A 26893-nucleotide genomic window follows, 5' to 3' on the forward strand; every position below is an offset into this window, starting at 1 on the left:
CACCCGCCGAGAGGCGCTTGTGGGACGTCGACTCGAGTCGTGGCGCTGGCGTGGCGTCCGGCGGCTCAGCGCCGCCAGGTTTTTCGACCTGGCGGCGTTTGTATTTCGGGTTGCGCAGTGTTGTCCACGTACGAACCGTTCACCCGCTAGCCTCTTGCGTATGGGGCGTTCTGCTGGGTTCCTGGCTGGGCTTGCTGCGCTGACGCTGGTGGTGGGGAATGTGTTCGCCGCAGGCGCGCACGCGTCGCCGAGCCGTACCGCCGACGAGGTGCGCTGCGCGGTGCCCTCCGGTCGCGAGTTCGCCACGGCCGAACCGGAGCAGGCCGGCATGGACAGTGCGCGGCTTACGGACGCGCTGCACTTCGCGGCCACCCGAAACCGGTTGAACGTGCAGGTGTTCCGACACAACTGTCTGATCGGCGCTGGCCCGAGCAACGCGGAAACCGGCAACGTGGCGTGGAACATTTGGAGCGCCACCAAGAGCGTCGTCTCACTGCTCGCCGGGATCGCCTGGGACCAGGGCAAACTCGATATCTCCGCACCGATCGATCAGTACCTGCCCGCCGGCCTCGGCGATGCCGAGCATCGCTCGATCACCGTGCAGAACCTGCTCACCGAGACCTCGGGCATGAAGGTCGGCGTGTTGACCGAGGGCGCCACCGGGGTCATCCCGATCGACCCGAACAGCGCGGTGCAGGCACTCGGGGTGCCGCTGGACAATCCGCCGGGCACCGCCTTCAGCTACAGCCAGCGCAACGTCGATCTGCTCGCCTACGTCATGGAACTCGCCGTCGGCGAACCGCTGCAACAGTTCGCGCAGCGCGAACTGTTCGACCCGCTCGGCATCGAACGCGGCGACTACTACTGGGCCCGCGACCGCGCGGGCCACACCTACGGGTACGCGCACTTGCTGATCCCGCCCAACGACTTCGCCAAGCTCGGCCTCCTCGTCAGCAACGAAGGGCATTGGGGCGCACAGCAGCTCGTCTCGGAGCAGTACCTGCGGCAAGCGCGCCAGCCGTCGGCGACCAACAAGTGCTACGGCTACCTGTTCTGGCTCGGTCCCGGGTGCGCCGAACTCGCACTGTCACTGCCGCCCGACGTGTACATGATGGCCGGGCTCGGCATGCAGAACGTCTTCATCATCCCCAGCCTCGACCTGACCGTGATGTGGACCGGCTTCTACGGCAACGCAAGCCAGTACGGCGTCACCGGCATCATCCAGAACACCTCGGAACTGCCCCACGAGTTCTTCCGCAGGCTCTTCGCCGCGTTCGACGAACCCCCCATGCCCGATCCAGGCCCCTACGTCGAACCAGCGATTCGCCTGAACCCGAGCCAGTTCGTCGACGCCAATTTCGTACTCGCCGTCTTCGGCGGCGGCCCCTTCGCCTATCCGGGCTGCAATGTCTTCTCGTGCCTGAATTACCCACTGGCCCCGCCATTCTGGGACATCGCCCCCGGCTGTGCGATCATGGTCTGCCTCGGTCCCGGCGCACCGGGCATCCGCTGACGCCCGCGAACTCGCACGACGGATGAGCGCGTGTCGAGCCGCGATCCGTTCGGCGCGGCGGCCATGGCTACGCTCGCTCACGTGACTCAGGAACAGCGAGGCGGCCGCGCCGCGCAGGCCGCCGAACGCCGCGCGGCGATCCTCGAGGCCGCGCGGGAGGTGATCGCCGAGCGTGGGTATCGGGGCACCTCGCTTGCCGCGGTCGCGGAGCGCGTCGGGCTCACCCAGCCCGGGCTGCTGCACTACTTTCCGAGTAAGGAGCACCTGCTGGTTGCGGTGCTGGAAGAGCGGGACCGCTGGGACGCGGCCGCCTTCCTGGCCGGTCCGTCGAACAGTTGGCAGCTGACGCATCTCGAGCAGTTGGTCGACTACAACGCCGAACGTCCCGGTGTTATCCAGACTTTCACCGTTCTTGCGGGCGAAAGCGTCACCGACGAGCACCCGGCGCGGGAGTATTTCATCGAGCGCTACGCGCAGGCCAGGGCGCGGCTCGCCGAGCTGCTGCGGGCGGAGTTCGGTGATCGGCTGGCCGGTGGGCGGACACCAGAGCAGGTGGCGCCGCTGTTGATCGCGGTCCTGGACGGGTTGCAGACGCAGTGGTTGCTCGCACCGGAGGAGGTCGACATGGGAGCCGCGTTCCGTGACTTCGTCGCGCTGCTCGGGCCGGGCGAGCGCGCGGCCGGATCCGATTCACAAAAGTAACGAGAAGATAACAACACCTACTATCGATTAGGTGAGTGCGGCGAAGGCCTGCGCATGTCCGCCGCCGGCACTCACGAGCTATCAGTGGTATCCGCCGACTCGGTCGGCAACGGCAGTGGCAGACAAAGGAGTTCATGATGAGTCCAGCCGACGTGGCCCGCGAGGACGCCGTGACGGCGGCCCTCGGGAAACTCGACCTCCCGAGCAAGGCCAGATTGTTGATGGGGCAGGACATGTGGTCGCTGCCCGCCCTTCCGGAGATCGGGTTGCGGTCGCTGGTGATGTCGGACGGACCGATCGGGGTGCGCGGGCGGTACTGGACCGCGGACGATCCGTCCATCGCGCTGCCTTCGCCGACCGCCCTCGCCGCGACCTGGGATCCGCAACTCGCCAGGCGCGCAGGCAGGCTGCTGGCGCAGGAAGCCCGCCGCAAAGAGGTGCAGGTGCTGCTCGCACCCACCGTCAACCTGCACCGCTCCCCGCTCGGCGGCAGGCACTTCGAGTGCTACTCGGAGGATCCGTATCTGACCGCGCAGATCGGCACCGGCTATGTGCGCGGTGTGCAGGACGGCGGAATCGGCACCACCGTCAAGCATTTCGTGGCCAACGACGCCGAGACCGACCGCTTCACCGTGAACAATGTCGTCTCCCCGCGCGCACTGCGCGAACTGTATCTCGCGCCCTTCGAGGCGATCGTGCACGACGCGGGCACCTGGGGCCTCATGGCCGCCTACAACCAGGTCAACGGCACCACGATGACCGAGCACGCCGCCTTGCTGAACGGGGTGCTGCGCGGCGAGTGGGGATACGACGGCATCGTGGTCTCCGACTGGATGGCCGCCCGATCGACGGTCGGCGCGATCACCGGCGGTCTCGACGTCGCGATGCCGGGGCCGCAAGGCGTGTTCGGCGATCCCCTCGTCGCCGCAGTGCGCAACGGTGAAGTAGACGAAGCCCTGGTCGACGATGCAGTCCGTCGGGTGCTGCGGCTTGCCGCACGGGTCGGCCTGCTCGACGGCGTCGATCCGGTGGTGACCACGCCACCCGAGGACATCGACGGCATCGCGCTGGCCCGCGAGATCGCAAGTCGCGCAATCGTGCTGATCCGCAACCAGGCGCTCGAGCAGGGTCCGGCCCTGCCCATCGACGCCGCCGCGACCACCGTAGCGCTCAGCGGACTCGCCGCCAGGGATGCCCGGATTCTCGGCGGCGGTTCGGCCACCGTCTTCCCCGCGTCCGTCGTCTCCCCGCTCGACGGCCTGACCGCCGCGCTGCCCGCAGGCGCGCTCACCTACTCGATCGGCGCAGCCCCGAGCGACAACCTCGGGGCGGCGGAGCGCGGATTCGACCTGCGCGCCCGCGTTTTCGATGCCGACGGCGGGTTGCTCGGCGAACGCTCGCTGCCCAACGGCGCGGTCAACTGGCTCGGCGAACTACCCGAGGGCGTCAGCTACGACGCGCTGCACACCGTCGAGGTGAGCGGCACCTTTACGCCACAGGAGACGGGCCAGCATACGTTCGGCACCAAGGGTTTCGGTAGTTTCCGGCTCGCCGTCGACGGCACCACGCTGTTCGACGAAACCGAAACCCTCACCAGCACCGATCCTTTCGAGGCGTTCTTCGGATCGATCAGCGAGCGCGGCACCATCGAGCTCACGGCGGGGACACCGGTCGACGTCTCGATGACCCACGCGCCGTTGAAGTTCAAGGACGCGCCACTGCCCGCGATCATGTTCACGCTCGCGCACGCGGAACCGCGGCGGGACCCGGACGAGCTGATCGCCGAGGCCGTCGAGGCGGCGCGGGCCGCGGATGTCGCGGTGGTCGTCGTGGCCACCACCGAACAGGTCGAGTCCGAAGGCTTCGATCGCACCAGCCTGAAACTGCCCGGCCGCCAAGATGAATTGGTGAGCCGCGTGGCCGCCGTCAACCCGCACACCGTCGTTGTCGTCAATGCTGGGTCGCCGGTGGAGATGCCCTGGCGCGACGAGGTTTCGGCGGTGCTGCTGAGCTGGTTCCCCGGCCAGGAAGCCGGTAACGCGCTCGCCGATGTGCTGCTCGGCGCTGTCGAGCCGGGTGGGCGGCTGCCGACCACCTGGCCCGCCGTACTGGCGGACTGCCCGGTCTCCGAGGTCACCCCGACCGATGGCCAGCTGGTCTACCGGGAGGATATTTTCATCGGCTACCGCGCGTGGGAACGCGCAGGCACCACCCCCGCCTACCCGTTCGGACACGGATTCGGTTACACCACATGGGAATACGAGTCGATCGACCGGGCAGACACGACGGTGACCGTGCGACTGCGTAATACCGGTGCCCGCCGCGGCGGTGAGGTGGTGCAGGTCTACCTTGCGCCCGTTGCGGATTCGGTCGTCCGCCCGGCGCGCTGGCTGGCCGGGTTCGCCCGCGTCGAGGCCGAACCCGGCGAGGTGGTCGAAGCGGTGATCCGCATTCCGGACCGCGCCTTCGAGATCTGGGACGAAGACACCAACACCTGGCGGCGGGTGCCCGGATCGTATGAGATCCAGGCGGGCCGTTCGATCGCCGAACGCCTGCTCACGATCGGCTACGACGTCTAGCAACGACGGCGGCCGTGCGCATCCCATGGATTCGCACGGCCGCGTCGGAGCAACATCAGCGATTGCTGAGCAATACCTCGGCGATCTGAATGGTGTTGAGCGCCGCGCCTTTACGCAAGTTGTCACTGGAGATGAACAGCGCGAGCCCGCGGCCTTCCGGCACACCGGGATCCTGGCGGATGCGGCCGACGAACGAGTCGTCGGCGCCCGCCGCCTGCAACGGGGTCGGCACCTCGACGAGCTTGACGCCGGGCGCCTTGGCCAGGATCTCCTTGGCCTGATCCACCGAAAGCGGCTGCTCGAACTCGGCATTCACCGACAGCGAGTGGCCGGTGAACACCGGAACACGCACGCAGGTGCCGCTCACCAGGAGCTCGGGCAGCCCGAGGATCTTGCGGCTCTCGTTACGCAGCTTCTGATCCTCGTCGGTCTCGCCGGAGCCGTCGTCGACCAGCGATCCGGCCAGCGGCAGCACGTTGAACGCGATGGGCGCGACGTACTTGTTCGGGGCGGGGAAGTCGAGCGCGCTGCCGTCGTGGGTCAGCTGCTCGACACCGTCGATCACCGCACGCGCCTGTGTCGCAAGCTCTTCCACGCCGGCCAGCCCGCTGCCGGACACCGCCTGGTAGCTCGACACGATGAGCCTGCGCAGCCCCGCGATGTCGTGCAGCGGCTTGAGCACCGGCATCGCGGCCATGGTTGTGCAGTTCGGGTTCGCGATGATGCCCTTGACCAGGTTGCGGGTCTGTTCGGGATTGACCTCGCTGACCACCAGCGGGACATCGGGGTCCTTGCGCCAGGCCGACGAGTTGTCGATCACGGTGACGCCCGCCGCGGCGAAGCGCGGGGCCTGCACGCGAGACATGGTGGCGCCCGCCGAGAACAGCGCGATGTCGAGGCCGGACGGATCGGCGAGCTCGGTGTCCTCGACGACGATCTCACCGCCGCGCCACGGCAGCGTGGTCCCCGCCGACCGCGACGACGCGAAGAATCGCACCTCGTCGGCCGGGAAGTTGCGCTCTTCCAGCAGTTTTCGCATGACGGCGCCGACCTGTCCGGTCGCGCCGACAACGCCTACTCGTACACCCATTGTTTAACGCCCTGTTCCTGCGTGCACCACGGCGACCTCGTCGCCGCCCAGTTCGAAGGCCCGGTGCAGCACCTTGACGGCCTCGTCCAGCTCGGTGTCCTTGACCAGCACCGAGATCCGGATCTCGGAGGTGGAGATGAGATCGATGTTCACGCCTGCGTCGGCAAGCGCCTCACAGAACTTGGCGGTGACGCCGGGGTGGCTCTTCATGCCCGCGCCGACCAACGACACCTTGCCGATGTGGTCGTCGTAGAGCACCTGGGAGAAGCCGATCTCGTCCTGCTGCTTGGTCAGCATCTCGACGGCACGTGCGCCGTCGGTCTTCGGCAGCGTGAAGGTGATGTCGGTCTTGCCGGTATCGATCTTGGAGATGTTCTGCAGCACCATGTCGATGTTGATCTCGGCGTCGGCGACCGCGCGGAACACCTTGGCGGCGTAGCCCGGCACGTCCGGCAGACCGACCACGGTCACCTTGGCCTCGCTGCGATCGTGCGCGACGCCCGTGAGGATTGCTTGCTCCAAGGGGATGTCCTCCATCGATCCGTAAACGTAGGTGCCCGGCTTGTCGGTATAGGACGAACGCACATGCACGGGCACGTTGTAGCGACGCGCGTATTCGACGCAGCGCAGCATCAGCACCTTCGCGCCACAGGCGGCGAGCTCCAGCATCTCCTCGTAGGAGACCTGGTCCAGCCGCTGGGCGTCCGGCACGATCCGCGGGTCGGCGGTGAAGACGCCGTCCACGTCGGTGTAGATCTCGCAGACGTCGGCCTCCAGCGCGGCGGCCAGCGCGACCGCGGTGGTGTCGGAACCGCCGCGGCCGAGCGTGGTGACGTCCTTGTTGTCCTGGCTCACGCCTTGGAAGCCTGCGACCAGCACGATCTGTCCGTCATCGAGGGCTTGGCGCAGCCTGCCCGGGGTGACGTCGATGATCTTGGCGTTGCCGTGTGCGCCGGTGGTGATCACGCCGGCCTGCGAGCCGGTGAACGACCGCGCTTCGGCGCCGAGCGAGTGAATGGCCATGGCGACGAGCGCGTTGGAGATGCGCTCGCCCGAGGTGAGCAGCATGTCCATCTCCCTGGCCGGCGGCGCGGGCGCCACCTGCTGGGCCAGGTCGAGCAGCTCGTCGGTGGTGTCACCCATGGCCGAGCAGACGACCACCACGTCGTGGCCCTGCTTCTTCGTCTCGACGATCCGTTCAGCGACGCGCCGGATGCGCTCGGCGGTTGCCACCGAGGATCCTCCGTACTTCTGAACAACGAGAGCCACGACAGGGTCCTCCAAGATCGACAACCAGCTGCTAACAGCCACCAAGACTACCGGCCGTCGTCCAGCGGATTGTGGCTACCTCCTCAGCCGACGGCCGCCGAGGACTTCCTGCGCTGGTCCGCCGCGCGCACGAACTTCGCGAGCAACCAGTACGTCACCACGGCACTGTGCGCCGAGGGAACCGTGTGAATGACGCACCATGGAGTCATGAAGAGCACGGTATTCACGGTGACCACCGGACGGACCGAGGTCGTGCGGGACATCACCGGGCAGTGCACGTCGTTCGTGCGCGAGGCGTCTGGCGGCGGCGACGGATTGCTCAATGTCTTCGTGCCACACGCCACGGCCGGGATCGCAGTCATGGAACTGGGGGCGCGCAGCGATGACGATCTGCTTGCCGCGCTGCACGACCTGCTGCCTGCCGACGATCGCTGGCGGCACGCGCACGGGTCCCGCGGGCACGGGCGCTCGCATGTGATGCCCGCGCTGATCGCCCCCTACGCGACCATTCCGGTGATCGACGGCGCGATGGCGCTGGGGACGTGGCAGTCCGTCGCGCTCGTCGATCTCAACGTCGACAATCCCGATCGCCAAGTGCGGCTGTCATTTCTCGGCGACGGGTGACTGCCGGGCGATCGGCCTCGGCGGTGGTCGCCGAGGCCGATCGCCATGGTCAGGACCTGGTGAACCAGGTGACCTGCGTGCCGTTCTCGAACTCCTTGCGCGCGGTCGGCGCGAAAAGAGTCGGCTGGAACGCACCGGCGAACGCGGGCGTTCCGGTGCCGGAGACGACCGGATAGCTCTTGATGACCAGCTCATCGATCTCGGAAAGCACGGCAGCGGCGAGCTTTCCACCGCCGGCCAGCCAGATGTCCGATCCCGCTTCCTGTTTGAGCTGCCGCACCAGCGCGACCGGGTCCTCGACCAATTCGACAGCCGGGTCGTCGATCCGGCCGAGCGTGCTCGACACCACGTAGTGCCGCATGTGCGCATACGGTGCGGTGATGCCGATGGCGAGCGCCGGATCGTAGGTGCCGCGCCCCATCACCAGGGTGTCGAACTTCTGGTTCGGCGCGTCCGCGGCGATCCCGAAGTGCGGGCGAACGTGCGTCGGCAAGGTTTCCGGGTACTCCTGCGCGAGCCACGCGCCCATGTCCGGCCCGACCGGGTAGTGGTCGATGGTATCGCCGGGTCCCGCAATGTAGCCATCCAGCGACATGCCGACGAAGTAGACGAGTTTTCGCATATCAGAACCTCTTTCGTGGAGAATTGTCAGGCGCGGGCGAACCAGGTGGCCTGCGCGCCGTTGCCGAATTGCTTGCGCTGCACCGGGGTGAACAGGGTCGGCTGGAACTCCCCGGCGAAGGCCGGGATCCCGGTGCCCGCGACGACCGGGTAGCTCTTGATGATCATCTCGTCGATCGCACCGAGCAGCTGCGCGGCGAGCTTGCCGCCGCCGCAGAGCCAGATATCAAGGCCCTCTTCCTTTTTGAGCCGCTGCACGAAGCCGACCGGGTCCGCGTCGACCAATTCCACTGCCGGATCGTCGATCCGGCCGAGCGTGCTTGACACCACGTACTGCCGCAGGTGCGCGTACGGGCTCGTCACGCCGGTGGCCAACGCGGGTTCGTAGGTGCCTCGACCCATGAGCACGGCGTCGAAATGCCGGTTCGGTTCGTCGACCGCCATCCCGATGTGCGACCGGAACTGGGTCGGGACGAACTCCGGGTACTCCGCGTTGATCTGCCCCATCATCTCGTCGTCGGTCGGATAGAAGTCGAACTCCCCCGCCGGACCTGCGATGTAGCCGTCGAGAGAGACCGCGACGTAGTAGACAAGCTTTCGCATTCCGGTACCGCCTAACCTGTTGTACTCTGCATGTAGTGGTCTGAAGGTAGTACTACAGATGGAGTGGTGTCAAGTGCGGACAAATCCGGAACGTCGTCAGGCGCTGCTCGATGCGGCGCTCGAGGTCCTGGCCAGCGAGGGAGCTCGCGGACTCACCTTCCGCGCGGTGGACAAAGAGGCGGCGGTGCCCGCAGGCACCGCGTCGAACTACTTCGCCAATCGGGACGACCTGCTCACCCAGGCGGGCGGCCGCTTCTACGAGCGGTTGCGGCCCAGCGCGCCGACCATGGCCAAGCTGACCGAAGGACCGAAGACCCGGGCCAACATCGTCGAATTGATGAAGGAGACGGTCGGGCGCATCGAAGCGTTCCGCTCCGGCTACCTCGCGTTGCTGGAGCTGCGCCTCGAGGCGACCAGGCGACCGGAACTCCGAGCCGTGCTCACCGAGCGAGTGCGCGCGGACATCGAGTTCAACGTGCGCAACCATCTCGACGCCGGGTTGCCCGGTGACGAAAAGTCGGTACTGCTGCTGTATTTGGCATTGAACTGGCTAATCGTCGACCGGCTCACGCTGCCGGAGGTGTTCACCGAAGAACAGAGCCAGGAGTTGATCGAGGCGGCGGTCGATCGTGTCATCGGCACTTGACAGACCATGCGGTCTTCATCCTCGAATGCTTGTGACCCGCGTCACCAGCACTCGATAATGAGGTGATGATGGCGAATGTCGGCGACCGACTGCTCGTACACGGCCACGTAGTAGGGCAGGGGGCGCGCCACGGGGAGATCATCGAAGTTCGCGGACCGGACGGATCACCGCCCTACGTCGTGCGTTACAGCGACGGACACGAGTCGCTGGTGTACCCCGGCCCCGATGCGATAGTCGAACCCGCGGACGGCTGAGCCGCGCACACGGCTATGAACAAGTCCTGCTGAATCTTCCGCGCGGAACTGGTTCACGCAGTTCTCGAACGATTGATCCCGTACCACGTTGCCTCATCGACATTCAACCTCCGACACCCAAGGTTGACGAATCCGATATCCGATGGAGAGAATCGGGCCGGGTTGTCCATCGGGGGTCGGAGGTATTGATGCGCACGAGGACCGATATCCGATTCGTCGTGGACGCCGATTCCGCCCAGGTGATGGACGCCCTGGCCGCTGTCGAAATGTTGCCTGAATGGTCGCCCGGATATACCGATGCGCGCGTCGCCTCGCGCGACGACGCCGGACGGCCACTCCGAGTTTTCGTCAAGGCCGAACTGATGAACGGTTCCGATCTTCAGGTGCTGGAATACGATTGGACGCCGGATCGGTCATCGTGGCAGGTCACCGACAGTACGCGTGGCGTCAAGGGTGGCGGCTGGTTCGAGGTTTCCGACGGTGGCGACGGCACCGATGTCTGGTTTCACTCAGAGCTGTACCTACCCATCCCGGTGCCTGGCCTGCTACTCAAGCGAACAGTCCGCAAGGCCAACGAGATCGCCGCGGAAAATTTCATCGAGTTCGCTGAACGTTTTCCGAAAAAGGAAAACTATGAAGCCGGATAGCCATAACGCATAACAAACCCTGAACGTCACGCTGAGAGTGAAAACGCGCGACGCGTAACACCGCAGGCACGCATCGGGACGATCGGGGTGCAACGATGAGCATCATGATCGGTTCCAAAAGGGTTCGGTTCCAGCCGGTAGCCGAAGGCGCGTCGGTGACGCAGCTCGAGCTGTTCTTCGACCTGGTCCTCGTCTTCGCGTTCACCATGGTCACCGACCTGGCCGCGGAAGAGACCAGCGCCAAGAACATGGTGCGCGCGTTCCTGGTGCTCGCGGTGATGTGGTGGCTGTGGATCGCCTACTCCTGGCTCGGCAACGTGGTCCGCGCGGACGAGGGTTTCGCCAGGGTCGCGATGTTCACCGCGATGGGCGGCGCCTTCCTCGCCGCGCTCGCCATTCCCGAGGCCTTCCACGACCTGCCCGGCGGCTGGTTCGGCCCGCTCGTCTTCGCGATCGCCTATCTCGTGGTGCGGCTGGTGCACGTCGTCATGTTCTGGCTGGCCAGTGCCGAAGATCCACAGCTGCGTAATCAGGTGCTGCGCTGGGCGTTCGGCTCGATCACCCTCGGCACCACGCTCCTTGTGGTCGCCGCGATGACCGAGGGCACCGTCCAGATCTGCCTGTGGATCGCGGCGATCGCAGGCGACTACCTGTGGACGCTGCTCGCAGGCACCGACTGGCGGATGAATTCGGCGACCCATTTCGCCGAGCGGTACGGACTGATCATCATTGTCGCGCTTGGCGAATCGATCGTCTCGATCGGCATCGGCGTGAAGAACCTGCCGATCTCCTGGCCGATCGCGGTCGGCGCGTTACTCGGGCTCGCGATATCCGGCCTGCTCTGGTGGGCCTATTTCGATGTGGCCGCGTTGTCGATCGAACACGAGCTGAAGCGGTCCGACGGCGCGCAGCAGATCAAGATCGGACGGGGCTCCTATACCTTTTGGCATTTCCCGATGATTGTCGGAATCATCGGTCTCTCACTGGGTTTGAAAAAGGTGCTCTACTACGTCGGCGACGAGTCGCACCACACGCTGAAAGACGCGCTGTACGGGATTCCGTTGTTCTCGCTGTACGGCGGTGTCGTGCTGTATCTGATCGCGCTGATCGGCGCGAAACACTATGCGACAGGGTCGATCACCGCGCCGCGGGTGGTCACCGTCGTGCTGTTGCTCGCGCTGATCCCGGTGGCGTGCGCGCTGCCCGCGCTGGCCTCACTCACTGTGCTCACTGCCGTGCTCGGGGCGCTGATCGTCTGGGAGACAATCAAACTCGCACAGCCGAGGGACGAGATCAGGCACGGGGCACACGACTGAGGTGGTGCCGCACGCTGTGCTCGGCCGGTGTCGGGCCGTAGGCGGACGGCGGCACCCTGATATCGTGGCGCACCGCCTCCCGCATCTGATCGATGTTCTCCCGCAACACATCCGCGACCAGTTCATCGGTGCGCGGATCCTCGAGCACCTGGAACATGATGCGGAACGTGGTGTCGGCGATCAGCCGAATGATGTCGTCGTGGAACGGGATATAGCGCACTCGACCCGCCTGCGGATCCTTCTTGATCAGCTCGAGGATCATCTCGTCCAGCTCGGCGCGGTTCTCCTCTAGCGCCGCGGCGATGTTGCGGGTGTAGTGGCCGGTGCGCATCACCGCCGCGACCTCGTCCATCACCGCGATCGTCATCGGCCGCTTGATCGTGTCCACGATGGTCAGCACAAACCGATTGACGATCGCGGCGGTGATCCGGTCGCCGAAGACGCGGTCGGCGACCCTGGCCAGCCGGACCACGATCACCACGATCCGCAGCAGCCGGAACCCGCGGAAGAACGCGCTTGTCACCGGGATCATGCCGATGACCTCGTACCAGTAGACGAACGGGAAGGTCCACGGCCAGCCTGCGCGGTGCCAGCGCCACAGGAACTCCACCGCGAAGATCGCGCAGATCGACCAGTCGACGACCACGATCACTCGATGGGTGTGCTCGGACACGGTGAAGAAGGTGATCCAGACGATCAGCACGACCGAAACGATCGCCAGCGCCAGCATGACGAAGTCGGTCCACAGCGCAGGGGGCTTACGCGGGTAATCGCCTTGCGGGAGTTCTTCGCTGACCGGAATGGTGCTCGCAGCTACCACCTGAGGAATCCCTTCGACACTGAACGGTCACGCCGACAGTAGTCGGCGACGCAGCGCTCGGCACGAATGGCGAGCACGCCGGGGCAGCAGGAACTGCGGCCCTGCTGCCCCGGCGCGGTCTCAGCGTCCGGTGCGGATGATCGCCTCGATATTGCGCTCGGCGAGGGCGGCGATGGTCAACGACGGGTTCACCGTGCCGGTGCTGCCCGGGATAGCCGCGCCGTCCATGACGTACAGGCCGGGGTGGCCGTGCACGCGTCCGTACCCGTCGGTGGCCTTGCCGAGCACCGCGCCTCCGAGCGGGTGCGCGGTGAACAACGCATTGGCGTCGTAGCCGATGGCGCCGTATTCGAGGACGGCGCCTGCGCGTTCGGCGATCCGGTGATCGACCGCGCGGGCGGCGGCCACCATGTCCTCGCGGTTCTTGGCAGGCCACGACAGACCGACCCGATTCGTCGCGGGGTCGTAGCCGAACTTGGCGCGCGCCGGATCGAGCACCATGCCGAGCGAAGCCAGCGCGCCCGTCTCGAACGGAATGCCGGGGATGTACCAGCTTTCCAGGCTCAGCGGCAGGCCCGACTCGTCGAAGATCCGGCTCGCGCTCGGCACGCCTTGGCCGACGCCGGCCAGCGCACTCGCGCCACGGCCGAGCACCACATCGCCGTTGGTGCCCCAGCCTGCACCGACGTGTTCGTTGAGGTTGGGAAGGGCGCCGGTGGCCTGTGCCCGAACCAGCAGTTCCGAGGTGCCGACCGAGCCCGCACCGAGGAACAGTTGATCGCAGGTGAGCGTCCTGGTGTTGAGCACATCGCCGGTCGGCGCGAGCTTGGTCACCCGGATCGAGTAGCGGCCGCCCGGTTCCTGCGCGATCGACTCGACCTGGTGGCCGGGGAAGATCGCCGAGCGGCCGGTGTCCTGCGCGTACTTCAGGTAGTTCTGGTTCAGGTCGAACTTCGCGCCGTTGGAGTTGCCGAGGTTGCTGCGGGCCACGGTGGCCGAGGGACGGCACGTGCCCGCCAGCTCACCGCGCAGGACGTCCCAGTTGAAGATCGAGTCGTTGGACCTCGGCTGGTAGCCCGCCTTGCGCACCTGTTCGTCCCAGGCCCTGGAGTGAGTGAACGGCGCAGCGCCGTAGACATCCGCAGGCATCGAATTCAGCCGCAGCATCTCCCGCACGCGCGGGTAGTAGACCCGATCCAGCTCGCCGTACTCGACGGCGCCGCCGAAGAGATGGTCGAAGAAGCGGCGTTCCGGGGCGACCATCGCGCCGGTGAAGACCACCGAGCCGCCGCCGACCGCGGCGCCGCGCCAGACATCGATGCCCGGGTAGCTGGTGCAGTCCAGCACCCCGCCGAAGCTCGCGAAGTTCATCGGCACCTTGCTGACGCCGGTGAAGCTGGTGCGGTGCCAGAAGCCGCGGCCGTCCGGCAGGTCGTCGCCGGTGAAGATCTCCCGCCACGGATCGTTCGGCCAGCGCGAACCGCGTTCGAGCACGGTGTTGGCGATGCCAGCCTCGGCTAGTCGCAGTGCGGTAACTGCGGCGCCGAAGCCGGAGCCGATGACGATCGCAGGCGAATGCTCTGGTGGATCGGGTAGTGGCGCGAAGATCTCCGGTACCCACTGCTGGAATAGCAGATTCCAGACCGGGTCCGCGGCCGCCGGTCGGGCAGTCGTCGCCGAACCCAGCGCAGCACCGAACAGTGCAGCTGTTCCCGCTGCTTTGAAGAAGGCGCGTCTACGCACCCAGCCACCTCCCTCATCACGCATGGCCGGACGCAGATTACCGGGATAATCGGCTGCTGAACAGTCGTTCCCCCAACGTCATCCGTTGTCCCCCTGCCATTATCCCGTCGGTTCACCGACCTCGCCCCGACCCGTGCCGAACGGGGGGTGACGAGCGGGCGACAGCGCGAGGCAGCCGGGATGACCTGCTCGGTCGCGAGTCCCCTCAGCCCGCGAAGGGCGCTTGATCGGCTTTGCAGGTCGCGCCGGGTGCGGGCAGCTGCTGGTCGATCAGGTAGCGCTCGCGCAGGTTCTTGATGCAGTCGCCTGCGGTCTCGTGACCGTAACCACCCTCGACAACCACCAGCCGCGCGTTGACCAACGCCTGCTGCGCCGTGCGCGCGGCAGTGAGCGGTGTCACCGGATCGAACCGATTGTTGAGCAGCAGCGCAGGCACGTCCGAGCGCAGGATCCACGGGCCGGGGTAGCGCTGCGGGTAGCCGCCCTGCGGGCTCGGCCACGACGCACACGGCTGGTGCAGGTACAGCCAGAAGCCGCCGTAGGTGGGACTGGTCGCGGCCAGTTCCTTTGTCATCGTTGGCCACTGGTCCGGATCGCGCACAAAGGTCTTGTCCGCGCAGGAAATCGCGATGAACGCATCGAGAAAGTCGGGCGGGAAGCGGTTCTTGTCGAGGATCCCGCGGACGATCTCCGCGTTGCCCGCGGCGCCGCGCTCCACTTCGGTCAGGAATCGAGCCAGCGTCGGCCAGCCCTGCTCGACGTCGTACAGCAGCATCGCCTGCTGTGCGACGACCTCGGCGTAGGTCACCGAACGGGTCTGCTCGCCCTCGCCGACCAGCACAGGGCCCTGCCGCAGCCGGTCCAGCAATGCGGTGTCGCGATCCTGGAGATCTGCACTGCCACTTGGTTTTTGGTCACCGATAGCCTGATCGGCAGTCGGCTTGACCGCCCCGGCGAACGTGCAGCGGGACGGGCCTGCCTGGGCGCACAGCCGGAAGAATTCCGACAACACCTCCTCGGTGCCCGCCGCCGACTCGGCCACCTGAGCGCGGGAGTCGGAGGTGTAGGAGTCCGGATCGATCATCGAGCTGAGGTTCAGCGCACGCACCCGGTCGCCGAACAGCGCGCCGTACACCTCGCCGAGATAGCTTGCGTACGAGGCGCCCTCATAGGTCAGCTTCTTATCGCCGACGGCACGACGCAGCAGGTCGAGATCGCGGGCGGCGTCGACCGTGGTGAGATGCGGCAGCAACTCCGGGCTGTTCGCGGCACAGCTCGCCGACAGGTCACGACTGAATCGTGCCTGCGCCGCCTCCTGCTCGGCGTTACCCGGCGGCACCCAGGCTCCAGCCCAGAATCGTTGCTGCTCTTCGGGATTCGGGAAACACCGGACCTGAGCGCTCCGGCCGGTGCCGCGTTGATCGAAGGTCACCACATCGAAGCGGCGGGCGATCTCGCCGGGGAACATCTGATCCTTTGCGGCCCAATGCAACCCGGAACCACCAGGCCCGCCCACCGCAGTGAAGAGGGTGCCGATCCGGCGGGACGAGTCGGTCGCAGGCTGGCGGACCAGCGCAAGGGCGAGCGTCGGGCCGTCCGGGTGTGCGTAGTCGAGCGGCACTGTCGCGGTGGCGCATTGCAGCCTGCTCAGGTCCTTCTCCTGGCAGGCTGTCCACGCCAACGACGGCGTCGGCGCGGCGTCGGCCTGGGCAACCAGGCCTGCCACCGCTTGTTCGTGCACACCCTGACGCACGCACCCGATCAACGGCGCCAACGTCGTCACCACCGCGGCGACAACGACGATCCTCCACCCACGCATACCGATTATCTTGGGACGCTGCCGCGGGACCGTCGTCCGCCGCAGGGATGACTTGCACCCTGAGATCGGCGGCGATGGACACCATGAGCCCACCACTACGCCACCTCCTACGACATCAGCAACCGGATCACCGCGATGGTGCCGACCACGACGATGACCGCACGCAACGCCATGGGCGGCATCCGCCTGCCCATCTTCGCACCGAGTTGGCCGCCGATGATCGAGCCGAGCGCGATCAACACGACGGCGCGCCAGTCCACGTCGGCGACCACGACGAAGATCAGCGCGGACACCCCGTTCACGACCAGCGCGAGCACGTTCTTGATGCCGTTGAGCCGCTGAATGTCCTCGTGCACGAACACCCCGAGCAAGCCGAGCAGCAACACGCCCTGCGCCGCGCCGAAGTAGCCGCCGTAGATGCCGGTTGCGAAGACCGCGACGAACAGGATCGGGCCGCCGTGCTTCGGCGCAGGCGCCGCACCGTTTTCCCGCCGCTCCTTGACCCAGCGCGACAGCTTGGGCTGCACGACCACCAGCACCAGCGCCGCGGTGATCAGAACCGGCACGATCGCCTTGAACGCGTTCGCGGGCAACACGAGCAACAGCACGGCGCCGGTGATGCCGCCGAGCAACGAGGCGGTGCCCAAGTGCAGCAACCGTTCTCGCTGGCCGGCCAGTTCCCTGCGATAGCCGTGCACGCCGCTGATCGCGCCCGGCACGAGGCCGATGGTGTTCGATACGTTCGCGGTCACCGGTGGCAACCCGAACGCGAGGAGCACCGGGAAGGTGATCAAGGTGCCCGACCCGACGATGGTGTTGATGCCGCCCGCGGCGATACCCGCGCCGAAGACGGCCAGCTGTTCCAGCCATGTCATATGAAAATCCGTTCGACGTCTCGTCGGACCCGTGGCCCGTACAAGCGTTTTGTTCCTGGTTCGAACGGTAGCCGAGTCATCGGATGACCCGGCGACGGGACCGCCCTTTCCGGGGTGAACTGCGACACGGTAAACTCGCCGACATCATGCAGCGGGCTCTTCTTCTCGGCCGCCGCGACGGGTCCTGATCGGACCGGCTCCCGTCGCGGGGTTTTGCCGCGCCGGTCGACCCAAACCCTTTGGGAAACACCCACACCCTTCGGAGAAAATCGCCATGTCCCCCGCTGACGCCTTCGTATCCGGTTCTCGCACCATCGTGCCGCCGTCCAAGCCCGCCCCCGCCGACCAGGCCGCGTGGAACGCGCAGAAGAACTCCTCGATGCCCACCTTCCGGTACCGGCCCTTCGCCGAGGAGGTCGAGCCCGTCACGGTGCCCGACCGCACCTGGCCGGACAAGATCATCGATGTCGCGCCCGGCTGGTGCGCGGTCGACCTGCGCGACGGCAACCAGGCGCTCATCGATCCGATGAGCCCGGCCCGCAAGCGTCGCATGTTCGACCTGCTGGTCCGCATGGGCTACAAGGAGATCGAGGTCGGCTTCCCGTCCGCGAGCCAGACCGACTTCGACTTCGTCCGCGAGATCATCGAGGACGGCGCGATTCCCGCCGACGTCACCATCCAGGTGCTGACCCAGTGCCGCGCCGAACTGATCGAGCGCACCTTCGAGGCCTGCGCGGGTGCGCAGAACGTGATCGTGCACTTCTACAACTCCACCTCGATCCTGCAGCGCAAGGTGGTGTTCCGCGCGGACCGCGCGGCCGTCAAGAAGATCGCCACCGACGCGGCGACCCTGTGCCTGGAGATCGAGAAGCGGTACCCGGACACCAACTGGCGCTATGAATACAGCCCGGAGTCCTACACCGGCACCGAGCTGGAATACGCCAAGGAGGTGTGCGACGCGGTCTCCGCGATCATCGCGCCGACCCCGGCGAAGCCGCTGATCATCAACCTGCCCGCCACCGTCGAGATGGCGACGCCGAACGTATACGCCGATTCGATCGAATGGATGAGCCGCAACCTGGCCCGCCGCGAGTCGATCGTGCTGTCGCTGCACCCGCACAACGATCGCGGCACCGCGGTTGCCGCCGCCGAGCTGGGCTACCAGGCAGGCGCGGACCGGATCGAGGGCTGCCTGTTCGGTAACGGCGAGCGCACCGGCAACGTCTGCCTGGTCACCCTGGGCATGAATCTGTTCTCCCGCGGCGTCGACCCGCAGATCAACTTCTCCGATATCGACGAGATCCGGCGCACCGTCGAGTACTGCAACCAGCTGCCGGTCGCCGAGCGCCACCCGTACGGCGGCGACCTGGTCTACACCGCCTTCTCCGGCAGCCACCAGGACGCCATCAACAAGGGCCTGGACGCGATGAAGGTCGCGGCCGACGACGCCGACGCGGATATCGACGACATCATCTGGGCGGTGCCGTACCTGCCGATCGACCCCAAGGACGTCGGTCGCACCTACGAGGCGGTCATCCGGGTCAACTCCCAGTCCGGCAAGGGCGGCGTCGCCTACATCATGAAGACCGACCACGGTCTGGCGCTGCCGCGCCGGCTGCAGATCGAGTTCTCCCAGGCGGTGCAGCGGATCACCGACGGCGAGGGCGGCGAGGTCACGCCGAAGGAGATGTGGGACGTCTTCGCCGACGAGTACCTGAGCCCGATCCGGCCGCTGGAGCGGATCCGGCAGAAGGTGACGGCCTCGGAGACCGACGGCGGCACCGACACCATCTCGGTGGTGGTGAAGGTCGACGGTGTCGAGCAGGAGATCACCGGAACGGGCAACGGCCCGCTCGCCTCGTTCGTCGACGCGATCGCGACCGTCGGCTTCGAGGTGCGGGTGCTGGACTACTCCGAGCACGCGATGTCCGCGGGCGACGACGCACAGGCCGCCGCCTACGTCGAGTGCGCGATCGGCGACAAGGTGGTCTGGGGCGTCGGCATCGCCACCTCCATCACCACCGCATCACTGCGCGCCGTGGTCTCCGCGGTCAACCGGGCCCACTGATAGCCCCAGGTCGAGTACGGTAGGAGCCGGACGCCGCGGTCGTCGACCGACTGCGCGTCCGGCTCTCGATCTTGCTGTCGGAGACCACAAATCAGCGGCGTGTCATCCTGGCGCGTCTGCCTTCCATACCGGGACGCGGCTGTGTGAACCCCGTGCTAGCGTTGGATTCGCACTTCAAGCGCCGAGCTCTCTGCTCGAAGTCCCGAGCAGATGGGGGAACTGTGACAACTAACGACCACAACCCGACCTCACCGCCCTGGCTGCAGAGTCAAGCGGTGGACACCGCCGACGGCACCGAGTCGGAGCAGGCCGCCGACCAGTCGGCAGCGCAGAGCGGTGACGTGGAAGTGCCGGATTCCGAGCTCGCGGAAGCGGATCAGCCGGAGCAGGCCGCGGCCGAGCCCGACTTCGGTGGGTCGACGGATCAGACCGTCTCGTACCCGCAGGCGTCGATGCCGCCGCAGCCCTATGGCCCGCCCGAAGGTTTCCCGCCGCCCAACACCGAGCAGTACGGCGGGTATGCCCCGCCGAACCCTGGGCCGTTCGCGCCGACTGGCGCATATGAGCCATATCAGACCGGCGCATACCAGCCGGTGAGCGGCAGCCATCAGGTCGCCGAGGCGCCGGGCTACGGCGAGTACCGGCAGGAGATCGGCCCCGACGGGCTGGTCCGGCGGGTGCCGCAGGATCATGCCGAAGCCGGTGCGCCGCAGGCAGATCAGCCTGCCGGACCGATCTACAGCTGGGCGCCGCCGCCACCGCCGGTCACCCACCAGCCGCCACCGCCGCCCGCCTATCAGCCGCCACCGCCGATGGGCCAGCAGCCGCAAGGGCCGCCGAGCTGGCAGCAGGGACCGAATCCGCATCAGCCCGCACAGCCGTTCCAGCCGCAGCACGTGCCTGCGCCAGGACAGCCGGGCCATTCCGTCAACGACCTGAACCTGCTCAAGCGCGCCCGCCGGGCACCGCGCAGCGGGTGGCGCCGGGCCGTGCACAAGGCCACCGGCGGCATGCTCAATCCGGGCGAATCCGCGGCCGACGTCGTCTTCCGCGACCTCGTCGACCGGGTGAATCAGCCGGTGCGCGGCGACTATCGGATCGCGATCCTCTCGCTCAAGGGTGGCGTCGGCAAGACGACGACCACGGTCGGCCTCGGCTCCACGTTCGCCTCGCTGCGCGGCGACCGCGTCATCGCGATCGACGCCAACCCCGACCTCGGCACGCTCGCGCACCGGGTGCCCAGGCAGACCCGCTCCACCGTCCGCAACCTGCTCGAGGACCAGCACATCAGCAGGTACTCCGACGTCAGGGCGCACACCTCGCAGGCCCCGAGCCGACTGGAAGTGCTTGCCAGCGAACAGGATCCAGCGGTCTCCGAGGCCTTCAGCGAGGCCGACTACCGCAAGGCCATCAGCATCCTGCAGTCGTTCTACAACATCATCCTGACCGACTGCGGCACCGGCCTGATGCACTCGGCCATGGCAGGCGTGCTCGACATGGCGAGCTCGCTGGTGCTGGTCACCTCGCCAGCCATCGACGGCGCGCGCAGCGCCTCGGCCACGCTGGACTGGTTGGACCACCACGGGTACGGCAAGCTCGTCGAGCGCACCGTCGTGGTGGTGAACGCCTCGCGGCGCGGCGCTTCCACGGTCGACCTCGACCAGTTACGCAAGCTGTTCCTCGATCGCACCCGCGCCGTTCAGGTGGTGCCGTTCGATGATCACCTCGCCGAGGGCGCGGAGATCGACCTGGAGCTGGTGAGCAAGCCGACCCGGCGGGCCCTGTTGGAGTTGGCCGCCATGGTGGCCGACGACTTCGGGTACGTGGGCGCCCAGCAGTACCAGCACCCAGGCCCGCTCGGACGCTGACCCTGGCGAACGCCGAAAAACGAAGCGGCCCGGCGCATTTCCTGCGCCGGGCCGCTTCGTTGTCGACTAGTACTTTCCGAAGAGGATCGCGGCGTTGTGGCCGCCGAATCCGTACGAGTTGTTCATGACGTAGTTGACGCCGGTGTATCGGGCTGTGCCACTGACGATATCGAGGTCGATCTCCGCATCCTGGTTGTCGAGATTCAGGGTCGGCGGGATCACCCCGTCGCGCAGGCTCAGCACCGAGATGGCCGCCTCCAGCGCGCCGACCGCACCGACCGAATGACCGAGCGCCGACTTGGGCGCGTAGACCGCGGGGTGCTTCCCGATCGCGGCGACGATGCCCTTGGCCTCGGCGATATCACCGAACGGTGTTCCCGTCGCATGGGCGTTGACGTGGTCGACCTCCGCGCCGTCGACACCCGCCGTCTCCAATGCGCGCCGCATCGCGCGAGCGTTGCCGCGGCCCTCCGGATCCGGCGCCACCAGGTGATAGCCGTCGGCGGTGAGGCCGGCACCGAGTAACCGGGCCAGCGGCTTGGCCCCGCGGGCCAGCGCATGCTCTTCGGATTCGAGCACGAGCAGCGCCGCGGACTCGCCGAAGACGAAACCGTCCCGGTCGCGATCGAACGGCCGCGAGGCCTTCTCCGGTTCGTCCACCCGCGCGCTCAGCGCGCGCATGTTCGTAAAGCCTGCCAGCGCAAGGGCATTGATGCGGCCCTCGACCCCACCGGTCACGATGATGTCGGCCTCGCCGAGGATGATCGACCGCCAGGCGTGCACCAGTGATTCGCAACCGGACGAGCACGCCGACACCGGCGTGACCACGCTCGCCCGCGCGCCGAGCTCGAGTCCGAGCACCGCGGCGGGCCCGTTCGGCATCGCCATCGGAATCGCGAACGGCGAGACCTTGCGATATCCCTTGTCGCGCAGGATGTCGTTCGAGTCGACGATGACCTCGGCGCCACCGACGCCGGTGCCGATACAGATGCCGAGCCGGTCGTTGTCCACCGTCGGGGTGCCGAGGGTGTCCCAGATGCGTTTGCCCATCACATAGGCCACCTGCTGGACATAGGACATGCGGCGCTTCTTGACTCGATCGAGTTCGGCGGTCGGGTCGGTTTTGAACTTCGCGCCGATGGTGATCGGCAGTTGATTGCTGTCGACTTCGGGATCATCGAGTGGCCGGACACCGCTCTCGCCCGCGAGCAAGCCCTTCCAGGTGGACTCCACATCAGCGCCGAGCGCGGAGGAGACCTCGACCGCAGTCACCACCACGCTGCGGAAACCTCCGTTGCGAGTGGAGAACTCGGTGATATCACGCATCTCTGTCGCGTGTCCTTTCATCTAGCTGTACCGCTGTAGCGCCGCGAGACCGGCGTCGACCCCCGACGGTCGCGCACTGTCTCGGCAGCGGGCCCTGCTCCCGAGCCGGGTTGGATGGCCTGTCCTGCAATCTATTTGGCGAGTCGGTGGTTGCGACATGTATGGAACTCTCACAGCGCACAGTCGTGCGTTGTGGGAATATGCCAACGACGCGAACGGTTTTGCCCCTTAAGCTGTGCATCCAACCCGTCTACCTGCATGTTCTCGACAAGCATCGGAAGCAACCCAGACACCTTCTGTCGGATCTCGACAATCGCCCGATGGCGAAATCAGTTCTCGTGCCGCACGGTAGGCCGCAGCAGCGACTCGGCGGCGACCTCCCGCGCCGCAGTGCGGAACGCGGTCAGCACAGCGCCGATGGCGGGCGACCGCGCGGCGTGCGGCCGAGTGGCCAGTTCGAAGATGCGGGCGGCGCGCACGCCGGTGAGGGGCAGGCTGGACAGCGCCGGGTTGACCACCGAGTAGCGCGGCATCAGCGCGACCGCGTAGTCGGCCGCGACCATCGCCTCGATCAGCCGAAAATCATTGAGACGCTGCGCTATTCGAGGCTGTACGCCGGTGACGGTGGCGATCGAGCGGAGCACGTCGTCGACCGGGAAGCCGCCGCGGACGCTGAGCCAGGTCTCCTCGGCCAGTTCCGCGGGGGCGATCGAGGTACGGCCCGCGAAGCGATGGGTCGGCGCGACGACCACGTCGATGGGTTCGCGCATGAGCATCAGGCTGGTGACGCGCGGGTCCGCGGTCGACGGCGACCGTTCGTCACGGTGGGTCAGCACCACGTCGTAGTCGGCGAGCAGCCGAGGCACCTCGCTCGGCGGCAGGTCGACGTCGCCTGCGACGACGTCGACGCCACTGTCGGCCATGGCAGGCAACACCCTGGGCAGCAGCAGCGCACCGCCGGACGGGAAGACCGCGACGCGCACGCGGCCGCGCGGCGAACCGCGATAGTGCGCCATCTCGATCATCGCCCGATCCATCGCGGCGAGCACCTCGTCGGCGCGCATGACCAGGGCCCGGCCCGCGTCGGTGAGCCGGATGCGACGGCCGTCGGGCTCGAGCAGGTCGACCCCCGCCTCCTTGGCCAGCACCTTGAGCTGCTGCGAGACCGCGGACGGCGTCATCGACAGTGCGGCGGCGACCGCGGCGATGGTGCCGCGATCGGCGAACTCGCGCAGTACCCGCAGCCGCTCGACCGACATCGGCGGGCCGATCGGCTGGTCAGTCACGACCGGCACCGACAACGGAAGCGTCAATCATGAAGGAAATCTACAGTAATACTGCACATTAATTAGATTTTCCTGATGGTTCGCAGCCGCCACGATTGATGACGTGACCACTCGCGACCGCCTGCTCGGACTGACCGTCGTCCTGCTCTGGGGGCTGAACTTCCTCGCCCTCCGGGTCGGGCTCGACCACTTCCCGCCGTTCTTCTTCGCGGCGCTCCGCTTCGCGGTCATCGCACTCCCCGTGCTGCTGTTCGTGCCGCGACCGAAGGTGCGGTGGCGCTGGATCCTGCTGTACGGCACCGGTTTCGGCATTCTGCAGTTCGCGTTCCTGTTCACCGCGATGCGGGTCGGCATGCCGACCGGGCTCGCGTCGCTGGTGCTGCAATCCTCCGCACCGTTCACCGTGCTGCTCGGCACGCTGTTCCTGCGCGAGCGGATCCAGCGATGGCAGCTCGCAGGCATCGCGGTCGCGATGTTCGGCATGGCGGTGATCGGCTGGGATCGGCTGGAACACGCCACCTTGCTTCCGGTGCTGCTCACGCTGGCAGCCGGACTCGGCTGGGCCCTCGGCAACATCGGCGTCAAGCAGGCGACGATCGAGTCCCCCGGGCTGAATACGCTGCACATGACCCTGTGGATCGCCGTCATACCGCCGCTGCCGATGTTCGCGCTGTCCGCCGCGACCGAGGGCCCGACCACCGGGCTGCGTGCGCTCGGCGATTCCTTCTCCGGCACCGGCTGGCCCGGCCTGGTGGCGCTTGCCTACACCGCGGTGCTGGCGACCTGTGTCGGCAGCGGGCTGTGGACCTACCTGATGAGCCGCTACCCGGCAGGCATCGTCGCGCCGCTGACGCTGCTCGTTCCGGTCGTCGGGATGACCGCCGCGTGGGCGTTCCTCAGCGAGACACCCACGCCCCTGTCGCTGGTCGGCGGCGTCATCGTGATCGTCGGAGCCTTCGCCGCGACCTCGACCAGGCGCCCGCGGGTCATCGATCCGGTCTCCCCGGCACCCGAAGCGGAACAGACCGAACCCGAACCCGTCAGACAGCTCGCCAACGCCTGACCGAGGCACGCCGGTCGGCGGGAACCGCGACGACGCACCCGTCGCGGCCCGCTGACCGTGGCGTCTGAAGGGCTGCGCCCGGTCGCGGAACGTGATATCTAGTTGCGAGCATGTTTTGTTGCCCGGTAATCCGTTGCGGCGCGATGGGTTCGCGTTGCGACGCGACGGAATCGCGCTCGGCCGAGCGGACGTTCGGGTAGGGCGGGTACAGCTGGGTCGGCCTGCCGCTTTACAGTAGTGACAGCTTGTAACTAAGGGTCTCGAGGCTAGGCACAAGAGCGGCGCATGGCAGAGAATCGATGGACCGTCTCGCGAAGGACAGCACTTCGGGGCACGGTCGCGGCGGGGGTCGCGGTAGCAGGGGGTCTCGTCGGTGGTGCCCTGAGCACGGCGCCCGCCATGGCCGGACCGGACGGTGGACGGGTCGCGGTGCTCGGCGGCGGTGTCGCGGGCTTGACCGCGGCGCACGAGCTGAGCGAACGGGGCTTCCAGGTCACGATTTTCGAGCGCCGTGCCTGGGGCGGTAAGGCACGCAGCGTGCCGGTGCCGGGCACCGGTGCGGGCGGGCGTCCTGATCTGCCCGGCGAGCACGGTTTTCGCTTCTTCCCCGGCTTCTATCAGCACCTGCCGGACACCATGCGGCGAATTCCCTTCCCCGGCAATCCGAATGGCGTGTGGAACAACCTCATCGCGGTGCCGGAGGCGCGCTTCGCCCGGCGCGACGGCGACGACTTCCGATTACCCGTCGGCCCACGCGCCCGAATGCCGTTCTCCCCGGACAGCTTCCGCGAGACGGTCGGCGCCGCACTGTCCACCTCGCTGAAAATGCCACCCAATGAAGGCATCTACTTCGCCGACCGCCTGCTCGTCTTCAACAGCAGCTGCGATGCCAGGCGTTACGGCCAGTGGGAGCACACCTCCTGGCACGACTACGTCGACGGCCACACCCGCTCGCACGAATTCCGCGCGCTGCTCTCGCGCACGCTGACCAGCATCATGGTCGCGGCGAAGGAAAACGTCGCCAGCGTCCGCACCATCGGCACCATGGGCGAACAGTTCCTCGGCAACCCGGCCGAGGTCGGCAACGACGGCGCGCTGGACCGCGTGCTGAACGGGCCGACCAATGCTGTGTGGATCGAGCCGTGGCTGCAGCGGCTGCGCGAGCTCGGCGTGCGCTTCGAGCTCGGCGCCGAGGTGCGCGGGCTCGACATGCGCGACGGGCGGATCACCGCGGCCAGGATCGTCGACCAGCGCGGCGCGGCGCGCATCGTCGAGGCCGACTACTTCGTGGTCGCCATGCCCGCCGAGCAGGCGCGGGCACTGTGGTCGGCCGATGTGCTCGCGGTGCGCCCCGAATTGGCCGCGATGAACCGGCTCTTCTCCGACTGGATGAACGGCATCCAGTTCTATCTGCGCAGGCCTGCCACCATCTCGCAGGGCCACACCGCCTATATCGATGCGCCGTGGGCGCTCACCTCGATCACCCAAAACCAGCTGTGGACACGCAAACTCGCCGAATTCGGCGACGGCTCCGTCCAGGACTGCCTCTCGGTCGACATCTCCGACTGGAACACGCCGGGCCTGCTCTACGGCAAGCCTGCCAAGGAATGCACCCATGAGGAGATCGCCCGCGAGGTCTGGGCCCAGCTCGCCGCCCATCTCAACGACCGCGGCGACGTGCTGCGCGATGCCGACCTGCACTCGTGGTTCCTCGATCCCGGCATCACCTGGCAGCCCGACCAGCGACGCAACGCCAACGCCGATCCGCTGCTGATCAACACCGCAGGGTCATGGGACTACCGCCCCGAGCCGCACGGCGCGCTCGAAAACCTGTTCCTCGCCGGTGATTACGTGCGCACCAACATCGACCTCGCCACCATGGAGGGCGCGAACGAGTCCGCACGCGCCGCGGTGAACGCCCTGCTCGACGTGGCAGGCTCGAATGCCGAACGCTGCCAGCTGTTCACTCTCTACCGCGCGGCCGAGTTGGAGCCGCTGCGCCGCATCGACGCGGACCGCTACGCCGCACGCCAACCCAACATGTTCGACCTGCCGGTCTGAAATGCTCGAATGCCGCGGCGCAGCACCGGATTCAGGGCTGGCAGCCGCACCGCCGAGGCGATGTGATCGATCTCCTCACCGAGAAACCGGCTTCGCGGTG

The 26893-nt window shown here is 67.1% G+C and carries 23 protein-coding genes; 12 read left to right on the plus strand and 11 right to left on the minus strand.

The genetic code is table 11. The features are described from left to right. Positions 1-160 precede the first annotated feature (160 nt). From ACGFNJ_RS38330 to ACGFNJ_RS38340, 3 genes are all read left to right on the plus strand, one after another. Complete coding sequence (locus ACGFNJ_RS38330) at positions 161-1513, plus strand: serine hydrolase domain-containing protein (RefSeq protein ID WP_393460212.1); 1353 nt, start codon at positions 161-163, stop codon at positions 1511-1513. Positions 1514-1594: 81 nt separating this feature from the next. Then, a complete protein-coding gene (locus tag ACGFNJ_RS38335; protein WP_393460215.1) occupies positions 1595-2215 on the plus strand; it encodes a TetR/AcrR family transcriptional regulator in 621 nt (206 codons plus the stop codon). 137 nt (positions 2216-2352) lie between these two features. Next, positions 2353-4794 carry a glycoside hydrolase family 3 protein gene (locus ACGFNJ_RS38340; RefSeq protein WP_393460218.1) on the plus strand — a complete coding sequence of 814 codons (2442 nt, stop codon included), beginning with the start codon at positions 2353-2355 and terminating at the stop codon, positions 4792-4794. A 55-nt stretch (positions 4795-4849) separates the two neighbouring features. Here ACGFNJ_RS38340 and ACGFNJ_RS38345 read toward each other — a convergent pair whose 3' ends face one another. The 3 genes from ACGFNJ_RS38345 to ACGFNJ_RS38355 form a co-directional block, all read right to left on the minus strand. Beyond that, positions 4850-5884: an aspartate-semialdehyde dehydrogenase gene (locus ACGFNJ_RS38345; RefSeq protein WP_393460221.1), complete on the minus strand. Its 1035-nt coding sequence runs from the start codon at positions 5882-5884 to the stop codon at positions 4850-4852. Positions 5885-5887: 3 nt separating this feature from the next. Further along, the gene (locus tag ACGFNJ_RS38350; RefSeq protein WP_069165621.1) at positions 5888-7153 is read right to left on the minus strand and encodes an aspartate kinase; all 1266 of its coding nucleotides are present in this window, start codon (positions 7151-7153) and stop codon (positions 5888-5890) included. A gap of 83 nt (positions 7154-7236) precedes the next feature. Then, positions 7237-7362, minus strand: coding sequence for a hypothetical protein (locus ACGFNJ_RS38355; protein WP_393460224.1), 126 nt, complete (start codon positions 7360-7362; stop codon positions 7237-7239). On the opposite strand from ACGFNJ_RS38355, the gene ACGFNJ_RS38360 reads away from it, so the two are divergent. Next, a complete protein-coding gene (locus tag ACGFNJ_RS38360; RefSeq protein ID WP_393460227.1) occupies positions 7361-7777 on the plus strand; it encodes a secondary thiamine-phosphate synthase enzyme YjbQ in 417 nt (138 codons plus the stop codon). The two genes, ACGFNJ_RS38355 and ACGFNJ_RS38360, sit on opposite strands and share 2 nt — an antisense overlap. A gap of 49 nt (positions 7778-7826) precedes the next feature. On the opposite strand, the gene ACGFNJ_RS38365 is transcribed toward ACGFNJ_RS38360, so the two are convergent. Both ACGFNJ_RS38365 and ACGFNJ_RS38370 read right to left on the minus strand, forming a co-directional pair. Next, positions 7827-8399 (minus strand): dihydrofolate reductase family protein, encoded by a 573-nt coding sequence (locus ACGFNJ_RS38365; RefSeq protein ID WP_393460230.1) that lies wholly within the window; start codon positions 8397-8399, stop codon positions 7827-7829. Between the two features lie 26 nt (positions 8400-8425). Further along, a complete protein-coding gene (locus tag ACGFNJ_RS38370; protein ID WP_393460233.1) occupies positions 8426-9001 on the minus strand; it encodes a dihydrofolate reductase family protein in 576 nt (191 codons plus the stop codon). A 58-nt stretch (positions 9002-9059) separates the two neighbouring features. On the opposite strand from ACGFNJ_RS38370, the gene ACGFNJ_RS38375 reads away from it, so the two are divergent. From ACGFNJ_RS38375 to ACGFNJ_RS38390, 4 genes are all read left to right on the plus strand, one after another. Beyond that, positions 9060-9647 (plus strand): TetR/AcrR family transcriptional regulator, encoded by a 588-nt coding sequence (locus tag ACGFNJ_RS38375; protein WP_393460236.1) that lies wholly within the window; start codon positions 9060-9062, stop codon positions 9645-9647. 65 nt (positions 9648-9712) lie between these two features. Then, positions 9713-9901, plus strand: coding sequence for a DUF1918 domain-containing protein (locus ACGFNJ_RS38380; protein WP_069165627.1), 189 nt, complete (start codon positions 9713-9715; stop codon positions 9899-9901). A 218-nt stretch (positions 9902-10119) separates the two neighbouring features. Continuing rightward, positions 10120-10548, plus strand: a complete 429-nt coding sequence (locus ACGFNJ_RS38385; RefSeq protein WP_393460240.1) for an SRPBCC family protein — start codon at positions 10120-10122, stop codon at positions 10546-10548. 104 nt (positions 10549-10652) lie between these two features. Beyond that, positions 10653-11864: a low temperature requirement protein A gene (locus ACGFNJ_RS38390; protein WP_393460243.1), complete on the plus strand. Its 1212-nt coding sequence runs from the start codon at positions 10653-10655 to the stop codon at positions 11862-11864. Here ACGFNJ_RS38390 and ACGFNJ_RS38395 read toward each other — a convergent pair. The 4 genes from ACGFNJ_RS38395 to ACGFNJ_RS38410 form a co-directional block, all read right to left on the minus strand. Further along, a complete protein-coding gene (locus ACGFNJ_RS38395) occupies positions 11842-12684 on the minus strand; it encodes an ion transporter (RefSeq protein WP_393460246.1) in 843 nt (280 codons plus the stop codon). The two genes, ACGFNJ_RS38390 and ACGFNJ_RS38395, sit on opposite strands and share 23 nt — an antisense overlap. Positions 12685-12804: 120 nt before the next feature. Further along, positions 12805-14451, minus strand: coding sequence for a GMC oxidoreductase (locus ACGFNJ_RS38400; protein ID WP_393460249.1), 1647 nt, complete (start codon positions 14449-14451; stop codon positions 12805-12807). 181 nt (positions 14452-14632) lie between these two features. After that, positions 14633-16246 (minus strand): alpha/beta hydrolase, encoded by a 1614-nt coding sequence (locus ACGFNJ_RS38405; protein ID WP_393460252.1) that lies wholly within the window; start codon positions 16244-16246, stop codon positions 14633-14635. Between the two features lie 107 nt (positions 16247-16353). Next, positions 16354-17121 (minus strand): sulfite exporter TauE/SafE family protein, encoded by a 768-nt coding sequence (locus ACGFNJ_RS38410; RefSeq protein WP_393460255.1) that lies wholly within the window; start codon positions 17119-17121, stop codon positions 16354-16356. 274 nt (positions 17122-17395) lie between these two features. Between ACGFNJ_RS38410 and leuA the strand changes: the two genes are divergently transcribed. Both leuA and ACGFNJ_RS38420 read left to right on the plus strand, forming a co-directional pair. Then, positions 17396-19189: a 2-isopropylmalate synthase gene (gene leuA / locus ACGFNJ_RS38415; RefSeq protein WP_393460258.1), complete on the plus strand. Its 1794-nt coding sequence runs from the start codon at positions 17396-17398 to the stop codon at positions 19187-19189. Positions 19190-19464: 275 nt separating this feature from the next. Beyond that, positions 19465-21057, plus strand: coding sequence for a MinD/ParA family protein (locus ACGFNJ_RS38420; RefSeq protein WP_393460551.1), 1593 nt, complete (start codon positions 19465-19467; stop codon positions 21055-21057). A gap of 66 nt (positions 21058-21123) precedes the next feature. Here ACGFNJ_RS38420 and ACGFNJ_RS38425 read toward each other — a convergent pair whose 3' ends face one another. Further along, positions 21124-22383, minus strand: a complete 1260-nt coding sequence (locus tag ACGFNJ_RS38425) for a KasA/KasB family beta-ketoacyl-ACP synthase (RefSeq protein WP_393460261.1) — start codon at positions 22381-22383, stop codon at positions 21124-21126. A 329-nt stretch (positions 22384-22712) separates the two neighbouring features. Continuing rightward, positions 22713-23642, minus strand: a complete 930-nt coding sequence (locus ACGFNJ_RS38430) for a LysR family transcriptional regulator (protein ID WP_393460554.1) — start codon at positions 23640-23642, stop codon at positions 22713-22715. A gap of 130 nt (positions 23643-23772) precedes the next feature. Between ACGFNJ_RS38430 and ACGFNJ_RS38435 the strand changes: the two genes are divergently transcribed. Together ACGFNJ_RS38435 and ACGFNJ_RS38440 are read left to right on the plus strand one after the other, a co-directional pair. Then, the gene (locus ACGFNJ_RS38435) at positions 23773-24732 is read left to right on the plus strand and encodes an EamA family transporter (protein ID WP_393460264.1); all 960 of its coding nucleotides are present in this window, start codon (positions 23773-23775) and stop codon (positions 24730-24732) included. A gap of 285 nt (positions 24733-25017) precedes the next feature. Then, on the plus strand, positions 25018-26793 hold the full coding sequence (locus ACGFNJ_RS38440; RefSeq protein WP_393460267.1) for an FAD-dependent oxidoreductase: 1776 nt from the start codon (positions 25018-25020) through the stop codon (positions 26791-26793). Positions 26794-26893: the final 100 nt, after the last annotated feature.

It is taken from the genome of Nocardia sp. NPDC049149 (genome assembly GCF_043197455.1).
GTDB lineage: Bacteria > Actinomycetota > Actinomycetes > Mycobacteriales > Mycobacteriaceae > Nocardia.

Bases quoted from the DNA above. Each gene is read 5' to 3' on its own strand.
- ACGFNJ_RS38340 (WP_393460218.1), top strand. From the start codon at position 2,353: ATGAGTCCAGCCGACGTGGCCCGCGAGGACGCCGTGACGGCGGCCCTC.
- ACGFNJ_RS38400 (WP_393460249.1), bottom strand. From the start codon at position 14,451: ATGCGTGATGAGGGAGGTGGCTGGGTGCGTAGACGCGCCTTCTTCAAA.
- ACGFNJ_RS38380 (WP_069165627.1), top strand. From the start codon at position 9,713: ATGATGGCGAATGTCGGCGACCGACTGCTCGTACACGGCCACGTAGTA.
- leuA (WP_393460258.1), top strand. From the start codon at position 17,396: ATGTCCCCCGCTGACGCCTTCGTATCCGGTTCTCGCACCATCGTGCCG.
- ACGFNJ_RS38360 (WP_393460227.1), top strand. From the start codon at position 7,361: ATGAAGAGCACGGTATTCACGGTGACCACCGGACGGACCGAGGTCGTG.
- ACGFNJ_RS38425 (WP_393460261.1), bottom strand. From the start codon at position 22,383: ATGCGTGATATCACCGAGTTCTCCACTCGCAACGGAGGTTTCCGCAGC.
- ACGFNJ_RS38390 (WP_393460243.1), top strand. From the start codon at position 10,653: ATGATCGGTTCCAAAAGGGTTCGGTTCCAGCCGGTAGCCGAAGGCGCG.
- ACGFNJ_RS38430 (WP_393460554.1), bottom strand. From the start codon at position 23,642: ATGTCGGTCGAGCGGCTGCGGGTACTGCGCGAGTTCGCCGATCGCGGC.
- ACGFNJ_RS38365 (WP_393460230.1), bottom strand. From the start codon at position 8,399: ATGCGAAAACTCGTCTACTTCGTCGGCATGTCGCTGGATGGCTACATT.
- ACGFNJ_RS38355 (WP_393460224.1), bottom strand. From the start codon at position 7,362: ATGACTCCATGGTGCGTCATTCACACGGTTCCCTCGGCGCACAGTGCC.
- ACGFNJ_RS38375 (WP_393460236.1), top strand. From the start codon at position 9,060: ATGGAGTGGTGTCAAGTGCGGACAAATCCGGAACGTCGTCAGGCGCTG.
- ACGFNJ_RS38370 (WP_393460233.1), bottom strand. From the start codon at position 9,001: ATGCGAAAGCTTGTCTACTACGTCGCGGTCTCTCTCGACGGCTACATC.
- ACGFNJ_RS38345 (WP_393460221.1), bottom strand. From the start codon at position 5,884: ATGGGTGTACGAGTAGGCGTTGTCGGCGCGACCGGACAGGTCGGCGCC.
- ACGFNJ_RS38440 (WP_393460267.1), top strand. From the start codon at position 25,018: ATGGCAGAGAATCGATGGACCGTCTCGCGAAGGACAGCACTTCGGGGC.
- ACGFNJ_RS38330 (WP_393460212.1), top strand. From the start codon at position 161: ATGGGGCGTTCTGCTGGGTTCCTGGCTGGGCTTGCTGCGCTGACGCTG.
- ACGFNJ_RS38405 (WP_393460252.1), bottom strand. From the start codon at position 16,246: ATGCGTGGGTGGAGGATCGTCGTTGTCGCCGCGGTGGTGACGACGTTG.
- ACGFNJ_RS38410 (WP_393460255.1), bottom strand. From the start codon at position 17,121: ATGACATGGCTGGAACAGCTGGCCGTCTTCGGCGCGGGTATCGCCGCG.